Raw genomic sequence first — 18,959 nt, 5'->3', positions numbered from 1 at the left:
TCCAATTAGCAAAGGTAATAAATAATGTCTCAATATATCGTCTGCGCGATGTACAAATTCGTTGCGCTTGATAACTATGTCGCCATGCGTGCGCCATTAACTGAAAAAATGGAATCCCTGGGGATAAAGGGAACACTTCTTCTTGCCGAAGAAGGAATCAACGGCACAGTATCCGGTTCACGAGAAGCCATAGATGGTCTGCTTGCATATCTAAATAGCGATCCACGGATCAATCCAATTTCTTTCAAAGAGTCTTTACACGACACACAACCTTTCTACCGTACGAAAGTAAAGTTGAAAAAAGAAATCGTCACGATGGGCGTTGAGGGCATAGATCCCCGTCATACCGTTGGCACTTACGTCAAACCAGAAGCCTGGAACGCGTTGATTAGTGATCCTGAGGTGTTGGTTATTGACACCCGTAATGATTACGAAATAGAGATTGGCACGTTCAAACATGCTGTTGATCCAAAAACCAAGACTTTTCGAGAGTTTCCTGACTATGTTAAAGACAACATGGACCCGGAAAAGCATAAAAAAGTGGCCATGTTCTGTACCGGCGGTATTCGCTGTGAAAAATCTACCGCTTATCTAAAAGAGCAGGGCTTTGATGAAGTCTATCACCTCGAAGGCGGTATTCTTCAATATTTGCAGGATGTTCCAAAGGAATCATCATTGTGGGAAGGTGATTGCTTCGTTTTTGATAATCGCGTTGCGGTAAATCACGATTTAGAGAAAAGCCACTATGACGCATGTTACGCATGCCGGTTGCCAATTACTGAAGCTGATAAGAACTCCGATAAATATGAACCAGGTGTGAGCTGTCCCCGTTGTTACGGTACCCACAGCGAAGAGCAGATTGCGCGCTTCCGCGAAAGGGAGAAACAGGTACAGCTTGCAAGAGAAAGGGCTGAAGAACACGTAGGTACTGACGCTCGAATAGCAATGGAAAAACGTCGCCTCGAAAAAGCAGAGGCCCAGCGCGCACGGGCGCTGGCAGCGAAACAACAAGCCGCCAGTGTAGACAGTGATACCGTTGAACGTTAAACTGGCTCCACAAGACGTAAACAAGTAGGAATAATCAGTGAGTACGCAATTATCTGAAGAAAAAATCGCTGAAATAAAGAAAGACTTTAGCTTTTTCGATCAGGACGGTAATGGTCAGATCGATTTACCTGAATTTATTGAGTTACTAACTGTACTATCGCCGAAAACAAAGGCGAGTCATGTTCAGGAAGGTTTTAAACTCATTGATAGCAATAATGACGGTTACATTGATTTCGATGAGTTTCTTACCTGGTGGCAAGAAGCCTGGTGGGAATACTGATTGTTAATCATCAGAAAATTAAAGCGGGCAGGGCCCGCTTTTTTTATTCTTCTTCGTCATCAATAGGCAAATCGCGCTTGCGTTTCACAATTGGCATATCGCCCGCTTCTTTGCCTTTCATTGTATTTACCCGTTTTTTCTTAACAGGTACATCTGAACGCCTGACGTCAGTTGCTTGTCCTGGCTTATCGCCTTCAGTTTGATGTACCGATGACTTGGCTTTTTTACCTTTAAATTTTGCCGGGAATGCTTCGTTGGATACACATTCCAGCGGGTAGTTAACGTGTGCTTTGATATTCAGATAGCTTGTCCAATCCCGCGGGCCAACTAAAGATAACGCTACGCCTTTGTCTCCAGCGCGCCCGGTGCGACCGATACGGTGAATATACTCGTCTGCCTGCTTGGGCAAATCAAAGTTAATGACTAAGCCTACTTTGCGTAAATCAAGCCCTCTGGAGGCGAGATCAGTTGTCACCAATACACTGTGTTGACCTCTGCTAAAGTCGTTCATAATGGCTGCGCGTGTGTTTTGAGGTAAATCGCCGCGCAATGCTATGGCGTCTAAATTGGCCTCATTTAATAGCGCTGCAATGCGATCAGTATCTTCACGAGTAGCTGTAAACACAACAGCTTGGTTATAATCGTAACTCGCTAAAAGCCCGCTTACCATACGATCTTTATGACTTACATCATCGGCGTAAAATAATGACTGACTGATGTCCTGATGCGCTTCTGTTGCATCACCCACGGCTACTCGTACTGGCGCTTTCAATAGACTTTTTGTCAAATGCTGTAGAGCAATATTGTCAAGTGTGGCTGAAAACAACATTGTTTGTCGTTTGCGATGATCAGCATAGCGATTAATAAGATTGAGTTGGTCGGCAAAGCCTAAATCCATCATGCGATCAGCTTCATCGAAAATCAGCAACTCAAGCCCGTTAATGAAAAATGATTTATCTTCCAGGTGGTCAGCTATGCGGCCTGCTGTGCCAACAATAACGTGAGGCTTTTTTCTCAACACTTTTGTCTGATCGTTGTAATTCTCGCCACCGAGAATGAGTGCGCTTTGAATGCCTAAACCGGTTGCTAAGCTTCGTAACTCAGAATACACCTGTTTGGCGAGTTCGCGGGTGGGCGCCAAAATCAATGCTCTGGGATCCTGGCGACTCAATGGCTTCGTTGTCATAAGCCGGTGCAATAGCGGTATTAAAAAAGCAAACGTTTTACCCGACCCGGTTTTCGATGACGCCATAATGTCTTTGCCTTGCATTGCAGGCAAAATGGTCTGTTCCTGGATTTCGGTTAGTGATTCCAGGCCCTTTTCTGTCAGGCGCTTAACAATTTTGTGGTGGACGGGAAGATCAACGATTAGCAATGGAAAACCTCTTCAGTAACTATGGTGTATATTATCCATGAATGCTGAAGGAAGTGAAAGGACAGGGGAGTAAACTCCCCTAATTAGTTAGCAAACAAGTGCCATTTCAGGAATATCCCCATCGGTTACTAAAGCGCCTGCGGTTTTACTGCGTATTTCTTCTACCGATACGCCTGGTGCACGCTCTTTCAAATGAAATGCACCGTCTTTTACTTCCAGAACGGCTAAATCTGTAATGATGCGCGTGATACAATTCACCCCGGTAAGCGGTAGGGTACATGCCTGCAGCAGTTTTGAATTTCCGTGTTTATCTGCGTGAGTCATAGTAACAATAATATTTTTTGCGCCAGCGACTAAATCCATCGCTCCTCCCATGCCTTTTACAAGCTTGCCCGGGATCATCCAACTGGCAATATTGCCATTAACATCTACTTCGAAAGCGCCTAACACGGTAAAGTCCACATGACCGCCCCTAATCATAGCAAAGCTCTCAGCTGAGCTGAAAATTGACGCGCCTGTTATGGCAGTAACGGTTTCTTTGCCAGCGTTAATCATGTCCGCGTCCACTTCCTCTTCAGTAGGGTAGCGACCCATACCAAGCAGGCCATTCTCAGATTGCAGCATGACATCTATGCCTTCAGGCACAAAGTTTGCCGCTAACGTTGGAATACCAATTCCCAAGTTAACATAGTCACCATCTTTAAACTCCTGAGCCACACGCATTGCAATTTGTTCTCTCGTAAGTGCCATGTTTATGCCTCCTGTTTTGCCGTTACTTTGCGTTCGATACGTTTTTCAAAGCTACCCTGAATAACACGATTTACATAAATGCCAGGGGTGTGAATGGCTGCGGGGTCTAAAGTGCCAGGTTCGACTATTTCTTCAACCTCAACAACAGTAATTTTTCCAGCTGTGGCAACCATTGGGTTGAAATTCTGCGCCGTATGTCGGTAGATACAATTGCCGTATCTATCTGCTTTCCAGGCTTTTACAATTGCAAAATCACCCGTAATAGATGGTTCGAGAATATAGGGTCGACCATCGAACTCTTTTACTTCTTTGCCTTCACCTACGGGAGTACCATAGCCAGTTGCGGTGTAAAAAGCGGGAATACCCGCACCGCCTGCGCGAAGCTTTTCGGCAAGAGTGCCTTGTGGGGTGAGTTCCACCTCTAATTCGCCGCTGAGTAACTGCTTTTCAAACAGGGCATTTTCGCCAACATAGGACGAAATCATTTTCTTTATTTGTCGGTCTTCCAGCAAAATACCCAAACCAAAGCCGTCAACACCACAATTGTTTGAAACAACAGTAAGGCCCCGCACGCCTGTTTTCTTTATTTGAGAAATGAGCCCTTCAGGAATTCCACACAATCCAAAACCACCTGCAACAATGGTCATATTGTCTTTCAGACCTTCCATTGCAGCTTCATAGGTGGTTACTACTTTATCGAAGCCTGCCATTTGCCTCTCCTATTGATGAGTTATTCGACAATAAGAGTATCAGTGAGTGATAAAATTTTGTAAAATTGATTTTATATCATTATTAATAAGATAATTTTAATAGTATGGCTATTTCCTATCGTAATATGCAGGCTTTTGTTTGCGTTGCAGAATCAGCGACTTTTGCAGAGGCAGCTGAAAAACTACACCTTACACAACCCGCACTGTCCAGCGCCATTAAGAAAATGGAGGAGCAACTAGGTGGTAAGTTATTTAGTCGCAGTACGCGGCGGGTATCATTAACGCCAGAGGGAGAGACGTTTTTTCCCACTGCAAAGCGGTTATTGAATGATTGGGATGATGCTTTTCACGATATACAAAATCTGTTTGCTATGAAACAAGGTAAGCTAACCATTGCGTCTATGCCGTCGTTTGCCGAAAGCTGTTTGCCAGATGTATTAATGTGCTTTCACGAAATGCACCCAAATATTCGACTGCGAGTATTAGACGTGGTGATGGAGTCAACCATTGCTTCAGTACTAAACGGTGAAGCAGAAATTGGCTTTACGTTTGAACCCGAGCTAAAGGATGGTCTTGTTTATCATTCTCTATTTGTCGATGACTTTATTGCTGTGGTTTATCCGCAGCACCCTTTGGCTAAAGAGACAGAAGTCAATTTATCAGAAGTTCTTACCCATCGCTTTGTTGCCATGAATCGAGGTTCAGCAGTACGTCGTTGGACAGAAGAGGCAGCGGTTGGCGTAGGGGCTTTAAATATCGTCACCGAAACTGGCCAGTTGGGTTCAGTAGGCCAGTTTATAGCCAGAGAAATGGGAATATCAATTGTCCCAAACCTCTGTCGCCATCAAATGAAAAACAAGGGACTGGTTTGTTTGCCTTTAAAAGGAAACCCACTTTCTAAATCTGTGGGATTAATTAAGCATTCCCGCGGCAGCTTGTCTGTGGCAGCAGACGCATTTTGGGACTATTGCGTTACCGTGTTTAAAGAACGAGCCGATAAGTGATCGTCACCATGCTAAAGGCTCGTTAAATTTACTCTCTGAGTATTTACCACTTTTTCTTAGGGGCAAACAGCTCGTCAAGTTCATCTCGCTCTTCTTCTGCTCGTCTTGCTCGATCTTCAGCATTAGCGGTTTTCAAATCGTCCTGAATAGATTTTAGCCATTCTTTAAGTGTGCTTGAACGACTTAAAATATATTCATCTGGCTGGTTCTGATTATCCAGCGCGGTAATAGCTTTTTCGAAATACTGGCGGGCAGAACCAAGCATATTTGACTGCATAGCACTTCTGCCTCTTTTTACCAGGGTTTCCACGTTGACTTTTAGTTGCAAGCGTTCGAGGTTTTTGTCTTCTTCAGAAAAAGTACGTGAATCTATCTTGCCCTTGCTGTGTTCAGAGCGGAGCAAAATTCGTAACTTTTTCACAGCCTGAATATACTGAATGATTAGCTTATCGTTATCCGGCAGCGCAAATTCACCTTGCGGTGTCGGGTTAGCTGCCAATGCGTTGGTATTATTTTCTTCAGCATTGGCAATTCGTTGCTTGATGTCTGCTGAACCCGCTCCTAACTCTGCTTGTGCTTTTAACGCACCGAGAACCCTGGCGTGAAGAATTTGCATCAAGCGGGGAGATATAGGCATGTTGGCACAAGCCATAATGACGCTTTCAGTCTCATCCACAATACCACGATATTTCGAGGCTTCCGTTCTTCGCTCAGCGTCTTGTTTTGCTCGATGTTGCTGCCAGCCGTTTATGACAATCGCCGCTACGACAAGCAAAACTATAAGTATAATTATTATGGTAAACATGCAAAAGCTTCCAATGTTGTGCCAATATACTGTAGGTGATTGACAGTATAAATAATTTATCGTCCTGTATAGTGAGATCTTAAGGCAATTTTACTTCAAAAACACTACCACCAAGTGCGCCACCGTTGGTAAGTGAAATCGCACCTTTCTCTTCATGAGTATCGTGGGCGCGAACAATTAACCTGGCAAAATACAGACCGAGGCCAGTTCGTCCCTGACTCACCTGAAAAGTAGATAGTGCTTCGTCGGACCTCGATAGCATTGTTTCCGGATAACCAGGACCATCGTCTTCTATACGAATAACTAAATGTTTGTTTTCGACAAAACCGCTAAGATTTATTTTAGACGTGCCGTATCGCATAGCATTGATGAGGACGTCATTAACTAAAAGAAAAATAAGCTCTCTGTCCAAATACCAACTGACTGCATCGTCGACGGTTACCGATACATGCAGATTCTTCTGCTCCATGTAAAGACGAACTGACGACATTACATCTTCAAACAGTTCATCAACAAAACACTCATCCACAGTCATTGGAAGCGAATCAAGCTCTGTCCGATAAAGAGACAAAATCTGCATCAGGTTCGTGTTTAGTCTCGTCGCTTCATAATGCACACTGGCAACTTGTTCTCTGGCTTGATCGTTTTCTGCTCCAAACGTGTCGTTGAGCGTTTCTATAGACTGAATGAGCAAGCACAATGAGTTTTTCATGTCATGCACCGCTGCAGCTAAAACAGAGGAAAAATCTATGGTCTGTTCGACATTTTGTGTTGACATATAACCTCATTACGCCGTGAGTAAACCGATGGCATAAAGATCTCCAACCAGTATACATAGCTGTGAACTTGAGCATATCAGCCTGTAAATGTACTTCCTAATTAACGTTTTACACGTCATTATTAAATACTATAACAAAATGTACTATAGCAATAATCTGTACTTTTAGTTATAACGTAAAGTCAGAAATAGTAACGTTCCAGTCGGTGAGGGACACCACAGATGAAATTACAGCAGCTTCGCTACATCGTAGAAGTCCAGAATAATAACCTCAATGTATCAGCTACTGCAGAAAGCTTGTATACGTCTCAACCAGGGATCAGCAAACAAGTTCGAATGTTAGAAGATGAACTGGGAGTCCAAATTTTTGGACGGAGTGGTAAGCACCTCACTCACGTTACTGACGCTGGTAACGATGTCATCAATATCGCTCGTCAAATTTTATCGAAAGTTGAGAGCATTAAGTCTGTAGCCCGTGAACACACGTTGCCAGATCAGGGCAAGCTAAATATTGCTACAACCCATACTCAGGCGAGGTATGCATTACCCGATGTTATTCAGGGCTTCATGAATAAATACCCCAAAGTCTCTTTGCATATGCATCAAGGGACACCATCGCAAATTTCAGATTTGGCCGCCAAGGGTGAAGCAGACTTTGCCATTGCCACCGAGGCATTACATTTATACAACGATCTGGTGATGTTGCCTTGTTATCACTGGAATCGCAGTGTCATTGTAAATAAAGATCATCCGTTGTCGAAAAAAGGCACCATTGATATTGCAGATATTGCCGAATACCCACTTGTCACCTATGTCTTTGGGTTTACCGGTCGTTCTGAACTCGATCAGGCATTTGAACGAGCGGGTTTGACACCAAAGATTGTTTTCACAGCGACGGACGCAGATGTCATTAAAACCTATGTAAGATTAGGTGTGGGCATCGGGGTTATCGCATCTATGGCGGTGAGTGAAGATCTGGACGATGATTTGGTCAAAATAGACGCATCCCACTTATTTGATTACAGCACGACAAAAATAGGCTTTCGCAAAGGCTCATTTTTGCGAACTTATATGTATGACTTTATCGAGCGATTTGCTCCCCACCTGACGAAAGACAAGGTGGAGAAAGCAATGATGCTGAAAAATAATGATGAAGTTGAAAAAATGTTCAGGGGCATTACTTTGCCCGTGAAATAGTTATAACGTGTTCAACACTCGATAATATTGACAGCCAAACCGCCTCGTGCGGTTTCTTTGTATTTGGTTTTCATATCGTTGCCCGTGTCACGCATGGTTTTTATCACTTTATCTAACGACACCTTGTGCTCTCCTGAACCACGCAATGCTAATCGACTGGCATTAATGGCTTTGATAGCGCCCATAGCATTGCGCTCAATACATGGCACTTGTACTAAGCCTCCGACAGGGTCACAGGTTAGTCCCAAATTGTGTTCCATACCAATTTCAGCTGCATTTTCTACAGAATCCACAGTGCCCCCCATGATTTCCGCCAAAGCGCCAGCTGCCATAGAGCACGCCACACCTACTTCTCCCTGACAACCTACTTCTGCGCCAGAAATTGATGCGTTCTCTTTGTAGAGGATCCCAATAGCACCTGCTGTAAGTAGAAAACGGGCTGCAGTTTCCTCGTCCACAGGACGAATAAACTTGTCAAAATATGCTAAAACGGCAGGGATGATACCGGCTGCACCGTTTGTTGGCGCAGTGACAACCCTTCCTCCGGCGGCATTTTCTTCGTTTACGGCCAATGCAAATAAATTAACCCAATCCATCGTTTGCATGGGGTCTGCTGAACGCTCAGACTGTAATCTGCGGTATAACCCCGGTGCCCGGCGGACGACTTTCAACCCACCGGGTAATATGCCTTCGTTCTCAATACCACGGTCAATACAGGCTTTCATAGTCAGCCAAATCGCAAATAGTTTTTGTTTAACTTCATTAGCAGGGCGCAGCACGCTTTCATTTTTTAGCATTAATGAACTAATGCGCAATCCATTGGCATTGCATTGCTGACAAAGCTGTTCGGCGGTTTTAAATGGAAATGGCACCTTTGCCTGGGTGGTCATGGCAAGGGTTTTCGTCTTATCGAAATCTTCATCTTTTATTATGAACCCACCACCAATGCTGTAATAAGTTTGTGCTTTTAATAATGTTTCGTTTTTGTCAAAAGCATAAAAAGTGAGCGCATTTGCGTGCTTGGGTAATGTTTTACGACGATGAAAAACAATGGCATTTTTGTTGGGAAAGGACACCGGATACTGACCGTTCAGGTGCAGTCGTTGATCAGTTTCAACATCTGCAAGGAGACTATCAACTGCATCTACATTAACATCTTCAGGCGTTTCACCCAACAACCCTAAAATTACGGCTTTCCCGGTGCCATGACCTTTACCTGTTTGCCCCAGAGAACCAAACAGCTCTACCCGAACACTACTTATGCGTTCAACTATATTACTATTTGCAAGTTCGCCGGCAAATTCAGCACCGGCGCGCATTGGGCCAACAGTATGAGAACTGGAAGGACCGATACCAACACTGAACATATCAAAAACACTGATCATAACCGTCTTCTACTCACCGAAATACATTAAACATTTGTTATGATCTTGCCTAGTTACCAATGGAACTACAATACAGAAAAGCTAATATCAGGATAAGTAAAGCTAATAATTCGTAAGCCCGGATGTACAGCACGTAGTATGAATGGCGCTATGGATAGAGGTGGTGCGACAGGTTTCGCAATATGGCTGCCGTTGCCCCCCAAATCATACGTTGCTTCCAGGGCATAAAATAAATTGGAAAGCGCAGTTGCTCTCTATGGGCATAATGGATCAAGTGCCGCTTTCGGTCGACCAATGTGTGTAACGGCACTTCGAATATGTCCGCCACTTCATTTTCATCTTTAACCAATGATTGTCCAGGGTCAACAAAACCTATCACTGGTGTCATGCTATAGCCACTTATGGTTCTATATGGTGGCAGAATACCGACAACATCGACCATAGAAGGTGAAAGACCAATTTCTTCTTCGGCCTCACGTAATGCAGTGGCGATGGCATCGCGGTCATGGGCTTCCTTCGCGCCACCCGGGAAACTAATCTGACCAGGATGATGGCGCAAGTGCTTTGCACGCTGGGTGAGGAGTACATCTAATCTGTTGCCGTAATCAACCAGGGGAATAAGAACTGCAGCCTGCCTTCCGCTACTTTTTAACGGGTAGTCAACTTCATATTTCACGTTGCGAATATGATGAAATCGCGTTGTGAACTCTGTTCTAGTCAATGGTTTTCTCCAAAACAGGTAGTATTCGGGATACCTTGTCCAATGTTTCCTGATATTCTTCTGTGGCAACAGAATCCATAACAATGCCGCCGCCTGCCCAACAATGCAGATGTCCTTTTTCAGCCAGCAGCGTGCGGATGAGGATACTTGAATCCATGTCTTGTCTGAAACCAAGGTAAAAAATAGAGCCGCAGTACACATTGCGCCTGTGAGGCTCAAGTTCGTCTATGATTTCCATGGCCCGGATTTTGGGCGCACCAGTAATAGATCCCCCCGGGAAAGCGCCTGCGAGCAATGCCATCGCGCTGGAAGAAGGCTTCAATTTTCCGATCACTGTACTTACCATATGGTGCACTGCATTGTAGCTTTCAAGTGCAAACAAAGACGGTACATCCACAGAACCCGGTAAGCAATGCTTGCTGAGGTCGTTACGCAGCAAATCAACAATCATAAGATTTTCAGCACGGTCCTTTTCTGCAGATAGCAGCGTATTGGCACTATTTTCGTCATCCCGTTTATCGGCGTACCGTGGCCGGGTCCCTTTAATCGGTTTGGTCTCTACGACACCGTTTCTCACCGACAAAAAGCGCTCGGGAGAAATACTCATCACGGTGGCTTCGGGAAAGTGCATAAATGCAGAAAAAGGGGCGCGATTTGCCTCACGCAAGTCTAGGTAAATTGAAAATTCAGAGCCTTCATATGCTGCGGTAAACCGTTGCGCAAGATTAACCTGGTAGCAATCTCCCGCTTGTAAATAGTGCTGAATGCGCGCCAGTGAAGACAGATAATTCTGCTGACTCAAATTCGATTGCCAGGGACTGAGTAAACGAAAAGCTCCGGCGTCCTTATCTATTTCAGGTATTTGTACAGCCGGTAGATGAGTAAGGCGGCAGGCGTAAATCACGCCGGTTTTATTATCTTCAATAAGTGATTGTTCAAATATGCCCACGGCAAAGTCCGGGCATTGATATTCATTGTGCGCTTTGCTTGGTAACGTTTCGTAATAGCGTCCGGTATCATAGCCGGCAAGACCAGCAGCTCCGATGAGAAACGGCAACCCATCTATCGTTTCTTGTGGTAGCGAATGATCTATCTCTATTTCACCAAACTGAGTAGCGACCTGCTGATCTACTGCAGCGAACGGATCTGTTTTAACTTCATTGACTTCACCTGATGCGCACTGGGTAATTGTCACATTACCGTGTTTTGCTTGAATCACAGTTACGGGGTTCCATACGGCGATGCTGAAACGTCCAGCCTCTGACCCGGCAGAATCAAAAAGCGTTGCATAAGGTTGCGATGACAGACGGGAAAATATATCTGCCAGGGATAAGGTCGTTGGCAATACTGTTATTTCGAGTATCGCTGAACGGGATAAGGGCATAAACTAACTCTGATTTAGCTAAAATTTTTCACTGGGCGCACCACCATAGTCGCAGTTTGAAATCGTGGTGTGCGATGCAAAGATGCGCTAGTATACGCTTTTTCCATTCCCTAACACCACAAAGGCTATAAGAAAAGAGGACGCCATGACCGTTATCCGTCAACAAGATTTCATTGATAGCATTGAAGATGCTTTGCAATTCATTTCTTACTATCACCCGCTAGACTATGTTAAAGCGGTTGAACAAGCTTATTTGAAAGAGCAAAGTCAGGCTGCAAAAGACGCGATGGCACAAATTCTGATTAATTCCAGAATGTCCGCCGAAGGTAAACGGCCCTTGTGTCAGGACACGGGAATTGTCACTTGTTTTGTGAAAATTGGTATGGGGGTATCCTGGGATAAAACAGATCTCACTGTTCAACAAATGGTCGATGAAGGTACCCGTCGCGCATACACCAACCCTGATAATCCGTTGCGGGCATCGATTGTGGCTGACCCAGCCGGAGCGAGAAAGAACACTAAAGACAATACCCCATCGGTTGTGCATATTGATATGGTACCTGGTGATAAAATCGAAGTGATGATCGCAGCTAAGGGCGGCGGCTCTGAAAATAAATCAAAAATGGTTATGCTTAATCCTTCTGACGACATCGTTGAGTGGGTTGTGAAAACCTTGCCAACTATGGGCGCGGGTTGGTGCCCGCCAGGTATGTTGGGTCTCGGTATCGGCGGTACAGCGGAGAAAGCCGCAGTACTTGCCAAAGAGAGCTTGATGGACCCGGTAGATATTCAGGAGTTGATTGAGCGTGGCCCGCAAACCACAGATGAAAAACTTCGCCTGGATATTTTCAATGCAGTTAACAAACTCGGTATTGGTGCACAAGGCTTGGGTGGGCTGACAACTGTTGTTGACGTTAAAATTAAGTCTGTTGCCACCCATGCGGCGTCTAAACCTGTGGCAATGATCCCCAACTGTGCTGCTACCCGTCACGCCCACTTCTATCTGGATGGTTCAGGCCCTGCAGATCTAAAAGCGCCAAAATTAGAAGAATGGCCGGAAGTTACCTGGGAAGTTGGTGAGAATACCCGCCGAGTGAACATGGATGAGGTAACAGCAGAAGAAATTCAAACGTGGAAAGTGGGCGAAACCGTTTTGTTGTCAGGTAAGATGCTTACCGGTCGTGATGCTGCGCACAAGCGTATTCAAACCATGCTTGAAAACGGAGAAGGTTTACCGGAGGGCGTCGACCTTTCTGGTAAATTTATTTACTACGTTGGTCCTGTTGATGCAGTAGGTGACGAAGTGGTAGGTCCGGCTGGCCCAACAACTGCTACGCGTATGGATAAGTTTACTGACATGATGCTCGAAAAGACGGGTATTGCTGGCATGATTGGTAAAGCAGAGCGCGGCCCTGCTACGGTTGAATCTATTGCCAAACACAAGTCTGTTTATCTGATGGCTGTGGGTGGAGCGGCTTACCTCGTTTCAAAAGCAATTAAAAAGGCCAGGGTTGTGGCTTTCGAAGACTTGGGAATGGAAGCAATTTACGAATTTGAAGTTGAAGATATGCCGGTCACCGTGGCTGTAGATAGCACAGGGGCAAATGCGCATAAAACTGGTCCTGCGATTTGGAAAGCCAAAATAGCCGAGTTAGACGCTGAATTGTCTAAATAATGGTAGTTTAAACCGCTAATCGTGAAAAACGGGTACATAACAGTACCCGTTTTTTTATGCCTTTGGCACAATGGGTTTATAACTACAAAGAGATGAATCCATGACGGCGCTTTTTTCTTCCCCCATTGGCTTAGGGCTATTAGCCACTGCATTATTTTCAATGATAAGTGCTTTACTCTGCTTCTTTAAATACAAACAACTTAACGATCAGAATACCTTCATCCGTGAACAGCACGATTTGGCAATACAAAACAGTCACCGAGATTTATCAGCGGCTCGGGATGAACTTGAAGATTACCGTCAAAGGTTGCTACACAATCAAGGACAGTTAGGAGAGCTAAGTCAAAAAGCAAACCAGTTAAATTATTTGCAGCGCGATTACAATGAGTTAAAGCAGGAGCTTCGAGAGCAACAACTCGCTTATTCTGCTCTCATGGCGAATCACGAAGCGCTGAATGTTCAGCTCAGTGAAGTTACAAAAGCCAGTGAAGAAAAAATCTCACTGCTAGAAGACGCTGAAAAACGCCTGCAAGAACAATTTGAGAATTTAGCTAACCGAATCTTCGAGCAAAAAAGCGAAACGTTCAATAAACTGAACCAGAGCGGAATGTCTGCCGTGCTAGAGCCGCTCAAATTGCAAATCGACACCTTCAGAAAGCAGATCAGTGAACAGCACAGCAGAGAAGGCCAGGAGAGGGCGTCTCTAAAAACTGAAATATTGTCGCTAAAAGAACTCAATAAGCAAATCACGGAGGAAGCTGCAGCCCTAACCCGAGCCCTGAAGGGGGATAATAAGCAGCAAGGAAATTGGGGTGAAGTTGTCTTAGACCGTATTTTACAGCAATCGGGTTTACGGGAAGGACATGAATACGACACCCAGACTGCAGTGAAGGACGATAACGGTAAACGTCAAATGCCAGACGTTGTTGTTCATTTGCCTAACAATAAGGACGTGATCATAGACGCCAAGGTGAGTTTGCGTGCCTATGAGCAATTTTTTAACACCGCGGATGATAGCGAACGGGAACGATTGCTTAAAGAGCATGTCTTATCTCTTAAGCAGCATATAAAAGGCCTTGGACAAAAGCGCTATCAGGATTTAAAAGACTTACAAACCCTTGATTATGTTTTAATGTTTGTGCCCGTTGAACCTGCATTTTTGTTAGCAGTACAAGAAGCGCCAGAATTGGTTTCGTTAGCTCTGGACAATAATATCATGCTGGTAAGTCCAACGAATCTATTGGTGGCTTTAAAAACTATCAATAATATATGGCAATATGAATACCAACACCAAAATGCCCAGCATATTGCTGAACACGCTGCAAAGTTATACGATAAGTTTGTCGGATTCGTAACCGATTTAGATAAGGTAGGCAAGAGTTTAACGTCTACACAAAAACAATACGATCAGGCAATGAATAAACTCACTGCCGGCCGTGGGAACCTGGTTCGACAGGTAGAGCACTTTAAAACCCTGGGCGTACAACCTGGGAAAAAAATGCCAGTTAATGTCAACGAAAACCTTTCTGATGAAAGCGATGAGAATGTCTGAGTTAGCGTCAGAAAATGGTAATAGTATCAATGATTTTCACGAAGGTAGGATATCAATGAGCAATATCAATAAAAGTAAATTCTATTTAGCGACAGCTTTAGTGTTATTAGGCTTGGGGTTAACTGGCTGTACTTCCCATTATGAGCCAGGCGAAAGAGAACAACTTGTGGGGCGTTGTATTGGTGTGCTTTCTCCCCAGCAAAAATGTGAGAACGAAGCTTTGTTTTTCCCGGGACATCGCACCAATGACGAATTTGCTCAACAACTGTTACCCCTTGAGCAACGGGAATCGATGTTGCGTACGGAACGTGAAGATAACCAATAATAAAAAACAAATTTATGTCTATCTATTTATGCTCTCCTAATCGTAAACGCCGTATAGACTAAAGTATAATTTTTGCAGAAAGTGTCACAATATTGACATATATTACTGGCCTTTTCGTAAAGCCCTCATTATTATGCCCGCCCAGTCTGATAAGCCGTATACATGACGCGCACAATGAAGGCTGGTTACATGTTTTTAAGCACATTTCGTTGAATTTACCTACAAATTGCCGTATTTATTCATAGTGCTTTCACATTAAAATTCCCAGGCTTCTTTTACGTTCATTATACAAATTATCGTAATCTTCATATTAAAACGTACAAAGAGGTGACTCATGCCTATGTCGGCAATCGATCTTAAACCATTCTCCAAAATGTTTTCGCCTGTTGCACTTGCTGTTTCGCTGGGATGCACGCTTTCTGCTGCTGCTCAACAAGTCGATAGCGAGGAGATGTCACCGGATGACGCAAAATTTGAAGCTATTACGGTCACCGCAACTAAGCGTCCCCAGGTGATTTACGAAGTACCTATGGCCCTTAGTGCATTTGATGGAGACAAGCTGGCGGCTCAAGGGATTACTGACCTTACAGATGTGGGTAAATTCGTTCCCAACCTGAATATCACCGGATTCTCTGCAGGTCACACATCTTCAGTTAACCCATTCATTCGCGGTATCGGTTTACAGGATCACCTTATTACCACAGATCCCGGTGTGAGTATTTACGTGGATGGCGTCTACCTAGGGCGCCAGGTCGGCCAAAACTGGAGCCTGAATAATATCAAGCGTATTGAGGTGTTAAGAGGGCCACAGGGAACCTTATATGGACGCAACTCTATCGGTGGCGCCATTAATATCATTACAAAAGAACCGGATGAAATTGACGTTACCAAAGTTAACCTTGAAGCCGGATCCCGTGGCAGACTAAAAGCAGATGTTTTCGTCAATCACGGGCTTTCCGATAAGCTGGCATTCAACATGAACATTGCTTTTAATACCCGTGACGGATTAGGTGAATTTATTAATGTGCCAGATGCCGAGTATGATGTTGGCGAAACAGAAGATCTCTCTGGCCGATTGTCAGTAAAGTTCACGCCTTCTGACGATTTTCGAATGGTTTTAACGGCCGACGCCAACAATGGTGACGGTGGTTTGCGTCCCTATACAGTATTGATTGACGAAGTGCCAAACGGACGTTTGTCTTCTGGTGTAGGTAGCGGCCTGGACTTCGGACTCACCAATGCAGATGTGACTCCCGAAGGCTATGATATTTATGATAATGCCACAGGCACAGCTGCTGTGACCAGTGTATCAAATAAGGCTCGTGGCGTGTCATTAACCACTGAATGGGACGTAAGTGACGATTACACGCTTAAGGTTGTTGCCAGCACCCGCTCATCTGAGTATAAGGCCGGCCTCGATGACGACGGTACAGTTTATTCTCTTGATCAATATCCTGAGCGTGGTGAAGCTGATCAACAATCCATTGAGTTTCAGCTCAATGGTTACGTAGGTGACAATACTGATTTTGTCACAGGCTTATACTACTTCAATGAAGAAGGTAAAAACCGTCAGGGTGATGATTCTAACTACAACGGTGGTCCAAATTTATTGCAACTCGACCAGGAAACCACCAGTAAAGCTGCGTACGTGAATGTGCGTCATAACCTGACCGACGATTTGACCATCTCCGGTGGCTTGCGGTATACACAGGATGAGAAAAACGCATCAGCCAATGTTTTCGACGCCTTGGGCACAATTTACGCTAGCAATGACTGGAACGAGCTCACGTGGGAATTTGCTACCAATTACACTTTCGAAAATGGTATGACTGGATATGCCACTGTTCAATCCGGATATCAGTCTGGTCAATATCCGGCACGCCCCTTTTGTTTAATCGGCGAGTTCTTTACCGCAGGTGGTTTTGACGATATTGAAGCGGCTCAGCGCAGTGTTCGCAACAGTAATTGCTTTGTCGCGTCAGATAATATTACCGCGGTAAACTATGAGGTGGGAATTAAAGGTCGTATCAATAACTATGTTGATATGAGTGTGGCGGTATTTAATACGGAGTTTGAAGACTTACCGTACCAGGTAAGTAAAGTTGGTGTTGGCGGATTTGAAACGGCAAATCTGGTGGTTGAGCAAACTTCTCGCGGGATTGAGCTGGATACAACGTTCAATTATGGCAACTTCACAATGATGACCAGCGTCGGCTATATGGATGTGGATGTAGAAGAACAGGATGGCTTCAGCCCTGTAGCGCCCCTTACGCCTGATCTTACATTGGCGATTGGTCCCCAGTATACCTTTGAGCTAGGCAGCGGTGACGAGATCCGGGTACGAGCTGATTATTCCTACCGCTCTGAAATGTACGGTGAGCCGACTTCGGTATCTGAAAGAATGACTTCTCTTGACAGTCGTCAACTGGTGAATATGGATATTGCGTACACGCCTTCGGATGAAGCTTATACCGTAGCTCTGTACGGCAGAAACATTTTTGACGAGCGCTATGATAACGCAAGGTTGTACACAGGAGATTATATCCTTCAAATTCTTAGCAATGACGCCAGTGAGTTTGGTGTGAGATTTTCTACCGAGTTTTAACTTGTTTTGTGAGCCCCCAAAAGTGAAATTATCAACTATTGGGGGCTCACACTTAGCGCAAGAAAATTTATCTTTACACTAACCACTTCCAGTAAATAAACACACCGAGAAAACCAAACAAGTAGACCAGCCCAAAATAACTTAGCAGTTTGAGAATCGGGCTTGGGGAAAAGGTATCTTGTAGCCTAACCGTATTGACCAGCTTGTGATTTAGAAAAGCAAACACCGGGGTAGTCACAAAGGCAAGGGTCATGGCAAAGGCCAGCATAGCCAGTAAAGCGGTTTTAAAGAATAAAACTATAATAAAGCTGGTGCAGGCGACAATGAGTAAAGTGAAAACGAAAAGTTTTTCAGGTACGTCGCGACGCCCCTTAAGTAACATCAACGCTTCCGCTATTGCGCGCGAATAGCCATCGTAAACGGTTAGTGCAGAACCAAAAATACACAAAAAAGCAATAACAGCAATAAGCCAACGGGCCCACTCGCCAATGGTACTGGCATACATATTAACCAGTTGCTTTGAAAAGCCGATACCGCCAGATGCAAGTGCTTCCCCATTGCCATGTAACACCAATGCGCCCAAAGCTAAAAATACTAATGCCAGAAACAGGGTGACAAAATAGCCCAGATTAAAATCAAATAAGGCGGATTGGGTTGTTACGAGTTTTTCTTCCCGTTGCTGTTTTAACCAAAGTGATGTTATTCCTGAAATTTCGATGGGAGCGGGCATCCAGCCCATGGTAACCACTAAAAAGCCTACGGTTGCCATTGTCCACGGAGAAGGAGAAACATAATTTTGTGGCGCAACGGCACCGTTTTGCCACGCCACGAAAACCGCTGAAACTGTGGCTAAGACTAACGTTGCCATTATAACTTTGGCAACTTTATCAAGGGCAGTGTAGTGACCTGCAATAATAATAAATAAAATTGCTCCTAATACTAGGGTGCTTAATACAGGAATGGCCAGTTGAAATGGGAAAAAATATCCAAGCAGACTGGCAGCAAACATCAGCAGCGCCGCTGCGTTAACCACAGACGCTAGCATATTGAGTACCAGTGCTAACAGAAGATAACCTTTTCCCAGTTGAAGATAACCATGCTGTAGCGTTTCTCCAGTGCTCATAGTGTAGGAAACACCTGCACGGAAAAATGGATACTTCAAAATGTTAACCAGGAAAACGAGAAGTACGAGTTGCCAACCAAATTGTGCGCCTGCTTGGGTAGATGCGACGAGGTGGCTCCCGCCGATAGCCGCAGTCGCCATCAGTATTCCCGGGCCAAGTTTTTTAAGTAATGTACGAAGAGAGGCTTCTTTTATGGACAAATCCGACGTCAATTTTTTTCCAAAATACAGGTGTGTTTTAAC

Annotated in this window: 17 protein-coding genes; 8 read left to right on the top strand and 9 right to left on the bottom strand. The window is 44.6% G+C overall.

The features are described from left to right. Window positions 1-24 precede the first annotated feature (24 nt). On the top strand, window positions 25-1,047 hold the full coding sequence (trhO, locus tag ACXACM_RS13535; RefSeq protein ID WP_474822356.1) for an oxygen-dependent tRNA uridine(34) hydroxylase TrhO: 1,023 nt from the start codon (window positions 25-27) through the stop codon (window positions 1,045-1,047). A gap of 37 nt (window positions 1,048-1,084) precedes the next feature. Continuing rightward, window positions 1,085-1,327 carry an EF-hand domain-containing protein gene (locus ACXACM_RS13530; protein WP_216026444.1) on the top strand — a complete coding sequence of 81 codons (243 nt, stop codon included), beginning with the start codon at window positions 1,085-1,087 and terminating at the stop codon, window positions 1,325-1,327. 43 nt (window positions 1,328-1,370) lie between these two features. On the opposite strand, the gene ACXACM_RS13525 is transcribed toward ACXACM_RS13530, so the two are convergent. The 3 genes from ACXACM_RS13525 to ACXACM_RS13515 form a co-directional block, all read right to left on the bottom strand. Then, on the bottom strand, window positions 1,371-2,702 hold the full coding sequence (locus tag ACXACM_RS13525) for a DEAD/DEAH box helicase (RefSeq protein WP_474822355.1): 1,332 nt from the start codon (window positions 2,700-2,702) through the stop codon (window positions 1,371-1,373). Between the two features lie 87 nt (window positions 2,703-2,789). After that, window positions 2,790-3,452, bottom strand: a complete 663-nt coding sequence (locus ACXACM_RS13520) for a CoA transferase subunit B (RefSeq protein WP_474822353.1) — start codon at window positions 3,450-3,452, stop codon at window positions 2,790-2,792. 2 nt (window positions 3,453-3,454) lie between these two features. Then, window positions 3,455-4,162 (bottom strand): CoA transferase subunit A, encoded by a 708-nt coding sequence (locus ACXACM_RS13515; RefSeq protein ID WP_474822352.1) that lies wholly within the window; start codon window positions 4,160-4,162, stop codon window positions 3,455-3,457. 104 nt (window positions 4,163-4,266) lie between these two features. Here ACXACM_RS13515 and ACXACM_RS13510 point away from each other — a divergent pair, with 104 nt between their 5' ends. Next, complete coding sequence (locus ACXACM_RS13510; RefSeq protein WP_474822351.1) at window positions 4,267-5,166, top strand: LysR family transcriptional regulator; 900 nt, start codon at window positions 4,267-4,269, stop codon at window positions 5,164-5,166. 43 nt (window positions 5,167-5,209) lie between these two features. On the opposite strand, the gene ACXACM_RS13505 is transcribed toward ACXACM_RS13510, so the two are convergent. Both ACXACM_RS13505 and ACXACM_RS13500 read right to left on the bottom strand, forming a co-directional pair. Further along, window positions 5,210-5,971 carry a hypothetical protein gene (locus ACXACM_RS13505; protein ID WP_474822349.1) on the bottom strand — a complete coding sequence of 254 codons (762 nt, stop codon included), beginning with the start codon at window positions 5,969-5,971 and terminating at the stop codon, window positions 5,210-5,212. Window positions 5,972-6,050: 79 nt separating this feature from the next. After that, entirely contained in the window at window positions 6,051-6,749 is a 699-nt protein-coding gene (locus ACXACM_RS13500; RefSeq protein WP_474822347.1) for a sensor histidine kinase, read from the bottom strand. 222 nt (window positions 6,750-6,971) lie between these two features. On the opposite strand from ACXACM_RS13500, the gene cysB reads away from it, so the two are divergent. Beyond that, entirely contained in the window at window positions 6,972-7,946 is a 975-nt protein-coding gene (gene cysB / locus ACXACM_RS13495) for an HTH-type transcriptional regulator CysB (RefSeq protein ID WP_474822346.1), read from the top strand. An 11-nt stretch (window positions 7,947-7,957) separates the two neighbouring features. Here the strand turns inward: cysB and ACXACM_RS13490 are convergent, their stop codons facing one another. The 3 genes from ACXACM_RS13490 to pabB all read right to left on the bottom strand — a co-directional run bounded on the left by ACXACM_RS13490 (window position 7,958) and on the right by pabB (window position 11,436). Further along, window positions 7,958-9,331 carry an L-serine ammonia-lyase gene (locus tag ACXACM_RS13490; RefSeq protein ID WP_474822344.1) on the bottom strand — a complete coding sequence of 458 codons (1,374 nt, stop codon included), beginning with the start codon at window positions 9,329-9,331 and terminating at the stop codon, window positions 7,958-7,960. A 148-nt stretch (window positions 9,332-9,479) separates the two neighbouring features. Beyond that, on the bottom strand, window positions 9,480-10,052 hold the full coding sequence (locus ACXACM_RS13485) for a CoA pyrophosphatase (RefSeq protein WP_474822343.1): 573 nt from the start codon (window positions 10,050-10,052) through the stop codon (window positions 9,480-9,482). Beyond that, on the bottom strand, window positions 10,045-11,436 hold the full coding sequence (pabB, locus tag ACXACM_RS13480) for an aminodeoxychorismate synthase component I (protein ID WP_474822342.1): 1,392 nt from the start codon (window positions 11,434-11,436) through the stop codon (window positions 10,045-10,047). Before pabB ends, ACXACM_RS13485 begins: the two co-directional genes overlap by 8 nt. 145 nt (window positions 11,437-11,581) lie before the next feature. Here pabB and ACXACM_RS13475 point away from each other — a divergent pair, with 145 nt between their 5' ends. From ACXACM_RS13475 to ACXACM_RS13460, 4 genes are all read left to right on the top strand, one after another. Further along, window positions 11,582-13,111: a fumarate hydratase gene (locus ACXACM_RS13475; RefSeq protein ID WP_474822340.1), complete on the top strand. Its 1,530-nt coding sequence runs from the start codon at window positions 11,582-11,584 to the stop codon at window positions 13,109-13,111. 100 nt (window positions 13,112-13,211) lie between these two features. Beyond that, window positions 13,212-14,663 carry a DNA recombination protein RmuC gene (gene rmuC, locus ACXACM_RS13470; protein ID WP_474822338.1) on the top strand — a complete coding sequence of 484 codons (1,452 nt, stop codon included), beginning with the start codon at window positions 13,212-13,214 and terminating at the stop codon, window positions 14,661-14,663. After that, window positions 14,656-14,988 carry a hypothetical protein gene (locus tag ACXACM_RS13465; RefSeq protein WP_474822337.1) on the top strand — a complete coding sequence of 111 codons (333 nt, stop codon included), beginning with the start codon at window positions 14,656-14,658 and terminating at the stop codon, window positions 14,986-14,988. The genes rmuC and ACXACM_RS13465 overlap by 8 nt, the downstream gene beginning before the upstream one ends. A 340-nt stretch (window positions 14,989-15,328) precedes the next feature. Beyond that, window positions 15,329-17,593 carry a TonB-dependent receptor gene (locus ACXACM_RS13460; protein ID WP_474822336.1) on the top strand — a complete coding sequence of 755 codons (2,265 nt, stop codon included), beginning with the start codon at window positions 15,329-15,331 and terminating at the stop codon, window positions 17,591-17,593. Window positions 17,594-17,666: 73 nt separating this feature from the next. Here ACXACM_RS13460 and ACXACM_RS13455 read toward each other — a convergent pair whose 3' ends face one another. Further along, complete coding sequence (locus tag ACXACM_RS13455) at window positions 17,667-18,857, bottom strand: NRAMP family divalent metal transporter (RefSeq protein WP_474824354.1); 1,191 nt, start codon at window positions 18,855-18,857, stop codon at window positions 17,667-17,669. Between the last annotated feature and the right edge of the window lie 102 nt (window positions 18,858-18,959).

The sequence above is a fragment of the Alteromonas sp. AWQ4_252 genome, from assembly GCF_056158205.1.
This window is presented reverse-complemented; position numbering and strand designations above follow the sequence as displayed.